We start from the raw sequence: 11,879 nt of genomic DNA, 5'->3' as shown, positions 1-11,879 counted from the left end.
GCCTTAAGCCTGTTCGACTTTAATTAATAGCGCCACCGCTTCACACGCAATGCCTTCACCACGCCCGGTAAAACCGAGCTGCTCAGTGGTGGTCGCTTTTACGTTGATATCATCCATATGACATTGTAGGTCTTCCGCCAAATTAACGCGCATTTGCGGGATATGGGGTGCCATTTTAGGTGCCTGAGCAATAATCGTAATATCGAGATTACCGAGCTTATAGCCTTTCGCCAAAATGCGGCGATAAGCCTCACGCAATAAGCCACGGCTGTCAGCACCTTTAAAGGCAGGATCGGTATCGGGGAACAATTTGCCGATATCGCCTAACGCTGCGGCACCTAATAGCGCATCGGTGGCTGCGTGTAATGCAACATCACCATCAGAGTGCGCCAGTAAGCCCTTCTCGTAGGGGATACGCACGCCACCAATAATCAGCGGGCCACTGCCATTTTCGCCAAATTTATGAACATCGAAACCATGACCAATTCGCATTAATTGCACTCCAATCATTTTGGATATTGCCGTTGGGTTAAGTAAAACTCTGCCAGCGCCAGATCCTCTGGGCGCGTCACCTTGATATTATCCGAACGGCCCGCAATCAGTAGCGGATGATAGCCGCAATGTTCCAAAGCTGAAGCCTCATCCGTGACCATCACCCCGTCTTGCAGGGCGCGGGATAAGCACATTTTTAATAACTCAAGTGGGAAAAGCTGAGGGGTAAGGGCGTGCCACAGATCCTGGCGATCTACTGTATGGGCTATGGCGTGAATACCCGCCTCACCGCGTTTCATGGTGTCACGAACCGGTGCTGCCAGAATACCGCCAACCTTGCTGTGTGCTGTAATCGCTAACAGCTTTTCAAAACAGTCAGGGTGCAAGCAAGGACGAGCGGCATCATGAACCAACACCCATTTGGCCTGCCCTGCCTGCTGCAAACCTGCCATCACAGAGTCAGCACGCAGCTCACCACCGTGGACAATACTGATGCGAGAGTCCTGCGCGATAGGTAGCATAGAAAATTGAGTGTCCTGCGGGTGTATCACCACGATAATCCGCTGAACTCGTGGGTGGCCAAACAACGATGAAATTGCATGTTCAATTATCGTCTTGCCCCCCACAGTCAAATACTGTTTAGGGCAATCAGCCTGCATACGGCTACCAATACCCGCAGCCGGTACTATCGCAATAATATCAGGCGCGACCACATCAGAAAGGGAAACAGCGAAGTTACTCATTATTTATTGTTGCGCGTTATTTTGTGTCGAAGGGATACTCGCATTGCGTCTGGATTGGTCAGGAACCAGACGATAGAAACTTTCACCGGGCTTAATCATACCCAGTTCGTTACGTGCGCGTTCTTCGATCGCCTCTTGACCACCGTTCAAATCATCAATTTCAGCAAATAGCTGATCGTTTCGGGCTTTAAGTTTGCCGTTATTGCCCTCTTGAAGCGCCACGTCATCCTTAACCCGAACAAAATCATGGACACCATTCTTGCCCAACCACAGTGAATACTGTAGCCAGCCAAGTAAAATCAGCAATAGTAGTGTAAGTTTTCCCATTCCCGCCCCCTGAAAAACTGCCTATACCGTAAATAATTCGAGTTGCAGGAAGGCAGCAACTGAGCGACAAATTGGTTGTAAACCATTTTGAACAGCGCCTGCGCTGGCCCGTAGGGTGAGCCTTTAACGAGGCTCATAATCCTCAGGAGCTTACATAAGTAAGTGACTGAGGTGATCGAAGGCAGCCAACACACATGCAACTTGAAATATGACGGGTACAATCATCCCATAACTTTTCACCGGACTCCACTGTGTGACGGAAATAGGCCATCAGGGTCAGATTAAGGACGATTTCCAGCAAAAATACCACGCAAATCGGCAAAATGTTATTAATTGCTGTTTTTCAGCACACTTTACTACCACAGCCCCTACCCATTATCAGATCAAACAAGTCATGCAGAGATAAATACTGCCAAAACTGTTTTTAGCCTCAGCTTTCACCAACAATCAAACCAAAAGTGCATATTTAATGCTAACAAAAATAAATAAACCCTGTATTGGTTGAGTTTGTAGTTATAAAAGTTTATTTTTATGCACTCAAACTGCATAAATAAAAAATCGACATTAACTCAATTTCACTTTTCAACGGGGATGATTACATGTTTAAACGTTTAATATTGGTCGGTACTTGCCTGGCTGCGGTGTTATGCGCAAGTGCCACTATGGCCGCAGAACCCACGTATGTGGTCGGTTCTGGCGGGACATATCGCCCATTTGAGTATGAAAATAGCCAGAAACAACTGGAAGGCTTTGATATCGATATCATCAAAGCTATCGCTAAAGCAGACGGTTTTCAGGTCAAACTGGTGAATACCCCGTGGGAAGGTATTTTCGCCACGCTAGGCTCCGGTGACCGCGATATCATTATTTCAGGTATTACCATTACCGATAAACGCAAGCAAATGGTGGATTTCTCAGATCCATACTTCCCGGCGGAACAAACTATCGTGGTCGCTAAAGGGTCTAAAGTTGATTCTATCGCCGCACTGAAAAACCTGAATGTCGGTGTCGTTAACTCCAGTACCGGCGATATTGTGGTCTCTGATGTATTGGGTAAAAACAGTACCGCCATCAAGCGCTTTGATAACACCCCACTGATGCTGCAAGAGTTATATGAAGACGGTATTGCCGCTGCCGTAGGTGATGTGGGTGTCGCCAAGTTCTACCTGAAAACCCATCCGGAAAAAGCATTTGAATTGGTCTCCGATACCAAATTTGAACGCCAATATTTTGGTATCGCGGTAGCAAAAGGTAACGACGAATTACGCAATAAAATCAACAACGGTTTGCAAAAGATCGTTGCTGACGGCACTTACGCCAAAATTTATGAAAAATGGTTTGATGCTCAGGTGCCTACGCTGCCTACAGCAACACAGCCAGCAAAATAACCCTTTCTTCTATAAGCTACCGTGTGTGTGAATACGCGGTAGCCTGATTGACCGGACTACCCTATGTCAGGATTTCGTTGGGAAATCATCCAGGAATACGCCCCGTTGTTTATGGACGGTGCCTTGATGACAATAAAGTGCACCATTATTTGTGTGATTCTGGGAACAACCTGGGGTTTAACGCTCGGTTTGGGGCGATTGGCGCAGGCACCTCATGGTGTCTGGAAGCCGGTCTTGTATTACTTTGTTCAATGGCCGGTACGCATCTATATCAGCGCCATTCGGGGAACACCGCTGTTTGTGCAGATCATGGTGGTTCACTTCGCACTAGTGCCGCTATTTATCAATCCGCGAGATGGCATTCTGGTTACCAATGGAATTATGTCCTCTGATTTCGCCAGAATGCTGCGTTCTGATTACGGTGCTTTTTTATCCTGCGTTGTTGCCATCACTCTAAACGCCGGTGCTTATGTCTCAGAAATTTTCCGGGCCGGAATTCAGTCAATTGATCGCGGCCAGATGGAGGCTTCACGCTCGCTGGGCATGAGCTACGGCAAGACGATGCGCAAGGTTATCCTGCCACAGGCTTTCCGTCGTATGTTGCCACCGCTCGGTAACAATGCCATTGCTATCGTCAAGGATTCATCGTTGGCATCCGCCATCGGGCTGGCTGATTTAGCCTATGCCGCCCGTACCGTCTCCGGTGCCTACGCGACTTATTGGGAACCCTACCTGGCCATTTCAGTAGTGTATTGGGTCATTACATTCTTACTTTCGCTGTTAGTGCGGCATATGGAAAAGAGGTTCGGGAAAAGTGATTCACGTACATAACCTGCAAAAACAATTTGGCGAAACCCATGTGCTGCGCGGTATTTCCTGCGAAATTCTGCCCAAAGAAGTGGTTTGTATTATCGGGCCATCCGGCTCGGGTAAAAGCACGTTTCTGCGTTGCATTAACGCCTTGGAAACCTTGTCTGGTGGCGAGATAACCGTCAACGGTTTTGAGATACATAATCCGAAAACTGATCTCAACCGTCTGCGTGAAAGTGTCGGCATGGTGTTCCAGCGTTTTAATCTGTTCCCGCATATGACCGTGTTGGAAAACCTGGTTATGGCACCGATGGCGGTCAAAAAGCTGTCTCGTAATCAAGCCATAGAACGGGCTGAATTGCTGCTGCGCAAGGTTGGGTTGCTCGATAAAATCGATGCCTATCCCAGCAGCCTGTCCGGTGGGCAACAGCAGCGCGTAGCCATTGCCAGAGCCTTGGCAATGGAACCCAAGATTATGCTATTTGATGAACCAACCTCGGCGCTTGACCCTGAACTGGTCGGTGAAGTGCTGGCGGTAATGAAAGCCTTAGCGTTGGAAGGTATGACGATGGTGGTTGTCACCCATGAAATGGGCTTTGCCCGCGATGTGGCTGACCGGGTGTTATTTATTGATCAAGGGGTTATTCAGGAAGAGGGGCGGCCAGAAGAGATCTTTACCGCGCCAAGTAATCCGCGTACTCAGGCATTTCTCAGCAAGGTGCTTTCAGCACAAGGGTAACAACCATCGCTTTAACATGGCGGGCTGCCATCGGGTAAAACTCAGCAGCCCGCAGATTCAGCCCTCACCAACCGGTGAGAAATGAAAACAACATCCAGAACAAACAGACCACAGCAATGCCCGTACCTACCACCGTTAATAGCAAGTTACTACGCGTTAACATACTTAGAGCAATGCCTATCAGTACAGACACCGGCATCAGCGCCAGAAAGAATGGCCAGGTGTACAGCAGAAAGAAAACCGTATTCAGGCCGTAGACGAAGAAAGGGATCGCAAACGCCAGCCAATAAAAGACAAAACCTGTAGCGCCACCGAGAAAGGAGTAAGACGGTTCCTCACGTTCGCACTGTCCGTTGATAGTAATTTGGGTCACATTCTGCATAGAAATCCTGTGAGTACAGTTCACCGGCACGCTCTGAGGGCGTTTTACCAGCAGCTATAAGTATCTATACCCAAAATAATTCGAGTTGCAGGAAGACGGCAATTGAGCAAATCCCGATGAACTTACTCAGGTAAGTGATTCGGGTGAACGAAAGCAGCCAACGCACATGCAGCTTGAAGTATGACGGGTATATCAGGATTTGATAATAGCTCGACCACGCAGCACGTCTAACAATTGTTCAATCAAATTTGTTACTAATTGTTCACCCTGCAAATGAATATCGGGTTGTTCAGGTGATTCATAAACCGCGTCAATCCCTGTGAAGTTTTTCAACTCACCGGCCCGGGCTTTTTTATACAATCCTTTCGGGTCGCGCGCTTCGCAAATGGCCAACGGCGTATCGACAAATACCTCAATAAACTGGCCTGATGCCAGCATATCCCGCACCATTTCCCGCTCAACCCGATGAGGCGAGATAAACGCCGTTAACACCACCAGCCCGGCATCCACCATCAATTTAGCCACTTCCCCAACCCGGCGGATATTCTCGCGCCGGTCTGTCTCTGAGAAGCCCAAATCGCGGCATAAACCGTGACGCACATTGTCGCCATCCAGTAAGTAAGTGCTAACACCGCGAGCAAACAGTGCTTGCTCCAGCGCCCCCGCCAGCGTGGATTTACCGGAACCGGATAAGCCGGTAAACCACAGCACCACGCCTTGATGACCGTGCTGCTGCTCGCGATCCTGCTGCGTCACCGCATGAGGGTGCCAGACCACGTTCTCATCGACGGGCAAGGCTACCACGTTATGCCATTCTAACGGATCGGCGTGCAAGCTACTTACCTCCTAACAGATCGCGCGCACCCCAGTGCGGGAAGTGACGGCGAACCAATGCATTTAGCTCCAGTTCAAACGCACTGAATGCACTATCTTCCTGATAAACCGTCGCCAGTGCTTCACGAATTAAGCCCGCGCCGACAGTGACATTGCTCAGCCGGTCAATAAAGATCATGCCGCCGGTATCACGGTTGTGCTGATAGCTGTCCAGCAGCAGCGGTTCATCGAATGCCAGTTCAACCAAGCCAATACCATTGAGCGGCAAACTCTCTACCACTCGCTGGGTCAGTGAGTTGATTTCAACCTGATATTGAATATTTTCAACGCGCGCACGGGTCTTTTTACCGGCGATTTTGATATCATAACTTTGCCCGGCCACCAACGGTTGCTCCGCCATCCACACCACATCCACCAGCGCATTTTGCGCCGCTTTCAGGGTTTCACTGGCATCCACCAGCAAGTCACCACGGCTGATATCCACTTCATCTGTCAGCACCAGCGTAATCGCTTCGCCGGGAATGGCTTCAGTCAGGTCACCATCAAAGGTGACAATGCGCGCAATAGTCGATTCGACACCGGAAGGTAGCACTTTTATTTTTTGCCCAACCCGCACGATACCGGCAGACAAGGTGCCAGCATAACCGCGAAAATCCAAATTAGGCCGATTAACATATTGCACCGGAAAGCGCAGCGGCTGGTGACGACTGGCATTGACCACATCAACGCTTTCCAGTACTTCAAGCAGTGTCGGGCCGGAATACCAATTCATCTTCTCACTGGGAGAGGCCACATTGTCGCCATCCAACGCCGATAGCGGAACAAATTTAATATCCAGATCAGTCGGTAACTGTTCGGCAAAACTCAGGTAATCTTGTTTAAATTGCTCGAAAACGCTCTCCTGATAATCGACCAAATCCATCTTGTTCACCGCCACCACCAAGTGGCGAATACCCAACAAAGTAGCAATAAAGCTGTGGCGGCGGGTTTGATCCAATACCCCTTTACGGGCATCGATCAGTAAAATAGCCAGGTCACAAGTAGATGCACCGGTCGCCATATTGCGGGTATATTGCTCATGTCCGGGCGTGTCAGCGATGATAAATTTGCGTTTTTCCGTCGAGAAGTAGCGGTAAGCGACATCAATGGTAATGCCCTGCTCACGCTCGGCCTGCAAGCCATCCACCAGCAGCGCCAGATCCAGTTTTTCACCCTGCGTCCCGATACGTTTGCTGTCAGTGTGCAGAGTTGATAGCTGATCTTCGTAGATCTGGCGGGTATCGTGCAATAACCGGCCAATCAGGGTGCTTTTGCCATCATCTACACTGCCGCAGGTCAGAAAACGCAGCATGGTTTTATGCTGCTGGGCGTGCAGGTAGGCTTCCACCCCGCCCTCGTTGGCAATCTGTTGGGCCATAGAGGTGTTATCTAAAATCATCGACTTACTTTTTACCGCCGACGAATGTTCAGTTACGGGTTTGTGCTGTAAATTTGTGCTCATCGGGCGCTCCTCAGAAGTATCCCTGACGCTTTTTAAGCTCCATTGAGCCGGATTGGTCGCGGTCAATCATGCGGCCCTGACGTTCGCTGGTGGTGGAGATAAGCATCTCTTCGATAATCGCAGGCAGGGTTTGCGCCTCGGACTCCACCGCACCGGTCAGTGGCCAGCAGCCCAAAGTACGAAAGCGCACCATCTTCTGAGTAATCACTTCACCTGGCTGCAAATCAATACGATCGTCATCAACCATCAATAACATGCCATCGCGCTCCACCACCGGACGCGGTTTTGCCAAATACAACGGCACAATGTCGATTTTTTCCAGGAAGATATATTGCCAGATATCCAGTTCAGTCCAGTTGGACAGCGGGAATACACGGATACTTTCGCCTTTGTTAATCTGACCATTATAGTTATGCCACAACTCCGGACGCTGATTTTTTGGGTCCCAACGGTGGAAGCGGTCACGGAACGAATAAATACGTTCTTTGGCGCGCGATTTCTCTTCATCGCGGCGCGCGCCACCGAAAGCCGCATCAAAACCGTATTTGTTCAACGCCTGCTTTAAGCCCTCGGTTTTCATGATGTCAGTGTGTTTGGCACTACCGTGGACAAATGGGTTGATGCCCATCGCCACCCCTTCCGGATTGCGGTGCACCAGCAACTCACAACCAAAGGCTTTGGCTGTTTGGTCGCGAAATTCATACATTTCACGGAATTTCCAACCGGTATCCACATGCAATAGCGGGAACGGCAAAGTGCCTGGGAAGAAGGCTTTGCGTGCCAAATGCAGCATCACAGAAGAGTCCTTACCGATAGAATAGAGCATCACCGGGTTTGCGAATTCGGCGGCCACTTCACGGATGATATGGATACTCTCCGCCTCCAATTGCCGCAAATGCGTAAGTCGTTTCTCGTCCATAACAGATCCTTTATGCCAAATTCACGACTGACGGGCTAAGAGCCTGTTCAGTCTGCGGTTGTTGCCCAAACCAGGCAATTTGGTGATGTAAATCCACCACTTCCCCGATAACCAGTAGTGCCGGTGTGGGTGCCTGATTTGCGAGTAACTCAAGCTGTGCCAGTGTACCGGTCAGTACTTGCTGATCGGCACGAGTTCCACGGCCAATAACCGCCACCGGCGTAGTGCTGGCGCGGCCATGAGTGATTAGCTGCTGGCTGATTTCAGCCGCTTTCACCGTTCCCATGTAGATTGCCAACGTCTGGCGACCACGGGCCAGCGCCTGCCAATCCAAATCATCGCCATCGGGACGGCAATGTCCGGTAATAAATGTCACGCTTTGGGCGTGGTCGCGATGAGTCAGCGGAATACCGGCATAGGCTGTCGCTCCGCTCGCTGCCGTTACTCCTGGCACCACTTGAAACGCAATGCCTGCCTGCGCAACGACTTGCAGTTCTTCACCGCCACGACCAAAGATAAATGGATCACCGCCTTTAAGTCGCACCACCCGCTTGCCCTGTCGCGCCAGTGTGACCAATAATTGATTGGTTTCCTCCTGTGCCACCGAGTGCGCTCCGGCCCGTTTGCCAACACAGATACGTTCGGCATCACGTCGCACTAAATCCAACACTTCCGGGCTAACCAAATGGTCATACAGCACCACATCCGCCTGCTGAATCACTTGCAGACCGCGTAAAGTCAATAAACCGGGATCGCCTGGCCCCGCGCCCACCAGCGCCACTTCACCGATCGGGCTACGTTGCTCGCTCAATGACAACTGTAATTCATCTTCGGCCTGCGTTAACTGACCACGGCTGACCAAACTGGCGAAACGGCCACTGAAGGCGTTTTCCCAGAAGCGGCGTCGCTCACCCATTGAAGCTATGTGCTGTTTCACCCTCCCGCGCCAACGCCCAGCGACAGCGGCCATATCACCCAAACTGCTGGGTAACAAGGCTTCTAATTTCTCGCGCAAAAGACGTGCCAGTACCGGAGCCTGACCGGATGAAGAGATAGCCACCACCAGCGGCGAACGATCGACAATCGATGGGAAGATAAACGAGCAACGGGGTTGGTCATCCACCACATTCGCCAGAAGATGGCGCTTATCTGCTGCGGCAAAAACCGCCGCGTTCAACACCGTATCGTTGGTGGCAGCAATCACTAAAAACACCTCATCTAACTGCTCTGGAACAAAAACCGTTGCCAGCCAATTGATGCGCCCCTTCTGATGTTGCCGTTCAAGTTCAGGTGAGAGGGTCTGTGCCACGACCCGCACTTGTGCGCCTGCACGGTGCAGTAGTTCAATTTTTCGCGCAGCGACTTCGCCGCCGCCGACGACCAACACTGGGCGTTGTTTCAAATCGGCAAATAGAGGTAGATAGTCCACAACGTCCTTCAATTACATGATAAAGCGTAGGGTGACTATAGGGGGGGGACATTGCCTTATGAAATGACGAAAAGTAATTACAAGTTCCATAATGATATATAGCGTTGCAAGTAAGGCGTGTCGCAAGGTTCACTGATGATTCGGCCACACCACAATTTACAGAAAGAAGGATATATACGAATTGTCTATTGGTGCAGACAGTTTCATACTAAGCATCGGAAAGATGCAGCATTGTCCATGCCAACAGGTATGGCCCAGACGATAACAAGGATATTTCGGTATGTTTTCCCGCCGTTGCCTGAAGTGGGCACTATTCACGCTATGTTTCAGTTCTATTTTGCCGCTACACGCAGCACCGAATCCTGCGCCGGGTCACAGCGCAGAGCAGCAAATTCGCCATATCAGTACCTACTTTCCTGGCCGTATGGCGGGTAGCCCAGCCGAACTGCTGGCAGCCGACTATATCAATCATCGCTTTCAACAGATGGGTTATCAGAGCAACTTACGTGGTTTTAATACCCGTTATCTTTATACCAGCAAGAATGGCAAGCAAAGCTGGCGGACACTGAGTGCCACCTCGGTCATTGCCGCGCGCAATGTGTTGCCAGAAAAGAACAATGCAGCCAGCAATGCTGATGAGCAGAAACAGATAATCGTGATGGCACATTTTGATACCTATACGCCGCAAAGTGATAGTGACCTGGATAAAAACCTTGGCGGACTGACCTTACAAGGTGTTGATGATAATGCGGCAGGTGTAGGGGTGATGCTGGAATTGGCCGAGCGCTTGAAAGACATACCACTGCGCTATGACTTGCGGTTTGTGGCACTGAGTGCCGAGGAAATTGGCGCGCAAGGGACAGAAAATTACCTGCAACGAATGAGCAAATCAGAGAAAGCCAACACGCTATTGGTGATCAATTTAGACCGCCTGATTACCGGTGACCGCCTCTATTTTAATGCCAGTCACCAGCCCACAGCTATTACAGCACAAGAGCAGGCGCTAACCCTCGCGCGCCGCTATGGTATTACGGCTTCCACCGTAAAAAACAAAGTGATCGCCCCCTGTCAGGCTGAGAAGAACGCTTTTGATGCTGCGGGAATAGCAGTGTTATCCGTCGAGGCCAGCAACTACACGTTGGGCAATAAAGACGGCTGCCAGCAGCGGGCTATCAGCAAGCATTTCCCACAGGGAATCACCCGCCATCAAAGCCAACTGGATAACTTAAATTATCTGGATAAGTTCTTGCCGGGCCGAATCACTAAACGTACGCATGACACCGTACAAATAATGTTGCCACTGATACAAGAGTTAGCTGGCGCTAAAAAATAGTTTCCACTCTGCGAAACACCACGCAAAAAAAGTAAAAAAACCAATTAATTCAAATCAAAGGCGATCAGTACGGTCGCCCTTTTCCGTGTTTTCAGCGTATAACTTTTGGTAGGTATGATACCTATAAATAATTGACTCAATCTTGCTGGTGGGTATGATACCTACTAGCGCTCACCAGGAGGTCACATGGAGAGTGACGAATTAATAAAGCGATTGCAGGATGCGGGCTGGCAAATCAGAGGAGGTAAAAAAAACAATGGTGGGAGCCATATCACTCTGTGTAAACCAGCTATCCGTAAAATTATTACGCTCCCTCATCCACGCCAAGAGTTATCCAAAGGCATGCTGCGGCAAGCTCAGCAGATTTCCGGGATTAAATTGATTTAAGCAACGCGGTATACCCTAAATAGTTCATCCCCAATAGCTTACACAAGTAAGTGGCTGGGGCAGCCAACACAGATGCAACTTGCTGTATGACGGGTATAAACAGCTTGGGGAGTTAACCATGATCTACCCTATTTTCATCTTCAGTACTGTAGAAGGATTCGACGGCTATTTTCCCGATATTGACGGCTGCTTCTTTGCGGGTAATACCTTTGCGGAGATTAGCCAGAATGCTGAAGAAGCCTTTGCCACTCATATTGAGGCGCTAATGGATGAAGGTTTTCCATTACCAACGCCCGCCAAAGATCCACAACGGTATATCAATGATCCGCGTTTAAAAGAAGACGGCGGCATTTTGGGGTTTGTCGAGATCGATCCGGCCAAGTATGAAAGTAAGGCAATAAAATTTAATCTGACGATGTCACAGAATCTACTCACTGCGATTGATAAGTTTATCGCAACCCACCGTGGTTATAAGAATCGTAGCCAGTTTCTGGCTGAGTTGGCGCGTGAGCGAATTGCTCGTTAGTGGCCACTAAAAGAAAGGGCGCGATTAGCTCTCTCAGACTGCTGACAAACCCCAACAACTCGATCTTGC

At 49.8% G+C, this 11,879-nt stretch carries 14 protein-coding genes; 6 read left to right on the top strand and 8 right to left on the bottom strand.

Annotated features, from left to right (window positions below):
- Positions 1–3 precede the first annotated feature (3 nt).
- The 3 genes from ispF to ftsB are packed head-to-tail and all read right to left on the bottom strand — an operon-like array spanning position 4 to position 1,562.
- On the bottom strand, positions 4–492 hold the full coding sequence (gene ispF, locus AT01_RS16255) for a 2-C-methyl-D-erythritol 2,4-cyclodiphosphate synthase (RefSeq protein ID WP_042548672.1): 489 nt from the start codon (positions 490–492) through the stop codon (positions 4–6).
- 14 nt (positions 493–506) lie between these two features.
- Positions 507–1,235, bottom strand: a complete 729-nt coding sequence (ispD, locus tag AT01_RS16250) for a 2-C-methyl-D-erythritol 4-phosphate cytidylyltransferase (RefSeq protein ID WP_042547881.1) — start codon at positions 1,233–1,235, stop codon at positions 507–509.
- Positions 1,236–1,238: 3 nt separating this feature from the next.
- Positions 1,239–1,562: a cell division protein FtsB gene (gene ftsB / locus AT01_RS16245; RefSeq protein WP_042547880.1), complete on the bottom strand. Its 324-nt coding sequence runs from the start codon at positions 1,560–1,562 to the stop codon at positions 1,239–1,241.
- Positions 1,563–2,161: 599 nt separating this feature from the next.
- Between ftsB and AT01_RS16240 the strand changes: the two genes are divergently transcribed.
- The 3 genes from AT01_RS16240 to AT01_RS16230 all read left to right on the top strand — a co-directional run bounded on the left by AT01_RS16240 (position 2,162) and on the right by AT01_RS16230 (position 4,499).
- Complete coding sequence (locus AT01_RS16240) at positions 2,162–2,950, top strand: basic amino acid ABC transporter substrate-binding protein (RefSeq protein WP_042547879.1); 789 nt, start codon at positions 2,162–2,164, stop codon at positions 2,948–2,950.
- Positions 2,951–3,013: 63 nt separating this feature from the next.
- Positions 3,014–3,781, top strand: coding sequence for an amino acid ABC transporter permease (locus tag AT01_RS16235; RefSeq protein ID WP_004701146.1), 768 nt, complete (start codon positions 3,014–3,016; stop codon positions 3,779–3,781).
- Complete coding sequence (locus AT01_RS16230) at positions 3,765–4,499, top strand: amino acid ABC transporter ATP-binding protein (protein WP_042547878.1); 735 nt, start codon at positions 3,765–3,767, stop codon at positions 4,497–4,499. Before AT01_RS16235 ends, AT01_RS16230 begins: the two co-directional genes overlap by 17 nt.
- A gap of 64 nt (positions 4,500–4,563) precedes the next feature.
- On the opposite strand, the gene AT01_RS16225 is transcribed toward AT01_RS16230, so the two are convergent.
- The 5 genes from AT01_RS16225 to cysG all read right to left on the bottom strand — a co-directional run bounded on the left by AT01_RS16225 (position 4,564) and on the right by cysG (position 9,564).
- The gene (locus tag AT01_RS16225) at positions 4,564–4,881 is read right to left on the bottom strand and encodes a DUF3561 family protein (RefSeq protein WP_042547877.1); all 318 of its coding nucleotides are present in this window, start codon (positions 4,879–4,881) and stop codon (positions 4,564–4,566) included.
- A 192-nt stretch (positions 4,882–5,073) separates the two neighbouring features.
- A complete protein-coding gene (cysC, locus tag AT01_RS16220; protein ID WP_004701140.1) occupies positions 5,074–5,715 on the bottom strand; it encodes an adenylyl-sulfate kinase in 642 nt (213 codons plus the stop codon).
- Position 5,716: 1 nt separating this feature from the next.
- On the bottom strand, positions 5,717–7,216 hold the full coding sequence (gene cysN, locus AT01_RS16215) for a sulfate adenylyltransferase subunit CysN (protein ID WP_235427165.1): 1,500 nt from the start codon (positions 7,214–7,216) through the stop codon (positions 5,717–5,719).
- A 10-nt stretch (positions 7,217–7,226) separates the two neighbouring features.
- Positions 7,227–8,135: a sulfate adenylyltransferase subunit CysD gene (gene cysD / locus AT01_RS16210; RefSeq protein WP_004701133.1), complete on the bottom strand. Its 909-nt coding sequence runs from the start codon at positions 8,133–8,135 to the stop codon at positions 7,227–7,229.
- A gap of 10 nt (positions 8,136–8,145) precedes the next feature.
- Complete coding sequence (cysG, locus tag AT01_RS16205) at positions 8,146–9,564, bottom strand: siroheme synthase CysG (protein WP_042547876.1); 1,419 nt, start codon at positions 9,562–9,564, stop codon at positions 8,146–8,148.
- 280 nt (positions 9,565–9,844) lie between these two features.
- On the opposite strand from cysG, the gene AT01_RS16200 reads away from it, so the two are divergent.
- From AT01_RS16200 to AT01_RS16190, 3 genes are all read left to right on the top strand, one after another.
- Positions 9,845–10,897, top strand: a complete 1,053-nt coding sequence (locus AT01_RS16200) for an aminopeptidase (RefSeq protein ID WP_042547875.1) — start codon at positions 9,845–9,847, stop codon at positions 10,895–10,897.
- A 186-nt stretch (positions 10,898–11,083) separates the two neighbouring features.
- Positions 11,084–11,284 (top strand): type II toxin-antitoxin system HicA family toxin, encoded by a 201-nt coding sequence (locus AT01_RS16195; RefSeq protein ID WP_042547874.1) that lies wholly within the window; start codon positions 11,084–11,086, stop codon positions 11,282–11,284.
- A gap of 118 nt (positions 11,285–11,402) precedes the next feature.
- A complete protein-coding gene (locus AT01_RS16190; protein WP_019083937.1) occupies positions 11,403–11,810 on the top strand; it encodes a type II toxin-antitoxin system HicB family antitoxin in 408 nt (135 codons plus the stop codon).
- Positions 11,811–11,879 lie beyond the last annotated feature (69 nt).

Source organism: Yersinia aldovae 670-83 (assembly GCF_000834395.1).
GTDB classification, from domain to species: Bacteria; Pseudomonadota; Gammaproteobacteria; order Enterobacterales; family Enterobacteriaceae; genus Yersinia; species Yersinia aldovae.
Note: the sequence above shows the minus strand (reverse complement) of the source record. Positions and strands in the feature narration are given on the sequence as shown.

What these genes read in the sequence shown, in the direction of transcription:
- ispF (WP_042548672.1), bottom strand. Translation starts at nt 492, where the DNA reads ATGCGAATTGGTCATGGTTTCGATGTTCATAAATTTGGCGAAAATGGC.
- ispD (WP_042547881.1), bottom strand. Translation starts at nt 1,235, where the DNA reads ATGAGTAACTTCGCTGTTTCCCTTTCTGATGTGGTCGCGCCTGATATT.
- ftsB (WP_042547880.1), bottom strand. Translation starts at nt 1,562, where the DNA reads ATGGGAAAACTTACACTACTATTGCTGATTTTACTTGGCTGGCTACAG.
- AT01_RS16240 (WP_042547879.1), top strand. Translation starts at nt 2,162, where the DNA reads ATGTTTAAACGTTTAATATTGGTCGGTACTTGCCTGGCTGCGGTGTTA.
- AT01_RS16235 (WP_004701146.1), top strand. Translation starts at nt 3,014, where the DNA reads ATGTCAGGATTTCGTTGGGAAATCATCCAGGAATACGCCCCGTTGTTT.
- AT01_RS16225 (WP_042547877.1), bottom strand. Translation starts at nt 4,881, where the DNA reads ATGCAGAATGTGACCCAAATTACTATCAACGGACAGTGCGAACGTGAG.
- cysN (WP_235427165.1), bottom strand. Translation starts at nt 7,216, where the DNA reads ATGAGCACAAATTTACAGCACAAACCCGTAACTGAACATTCGTCGGCG.
- cysD (WP_004701133.1), bottom strand. Translation starts at nt 8,135, where the DNA reads ATGGACGAGAAACGACTTACGCATTTGCGGCAATTGGAGGCGGAGAGT.
- AT01_RS16200 (WP_042547875.1), top strand. Translation starts at nt 9,845, where the DNA reads ATGTTTTCCCGCCGTTGCCTGAAGTGGGCACTATTCACGCTATGTTTC.
- AT01_RS16195 (WP_042547874.1), top strand. Translation starts at nt 11,084, where the DNA reads ATGGAGAGTGACGAATTAATAAAGCGATTGCAGGATGCGGGCTGGCAA.
- AT01_RS16190 (WP_019083937.1), top strand. Translation starts at nt 11,403, where the DNA reads ATGATCTACCCTATTTTCATCTTCAGTACTGTAGAAGGATTCGACGGC.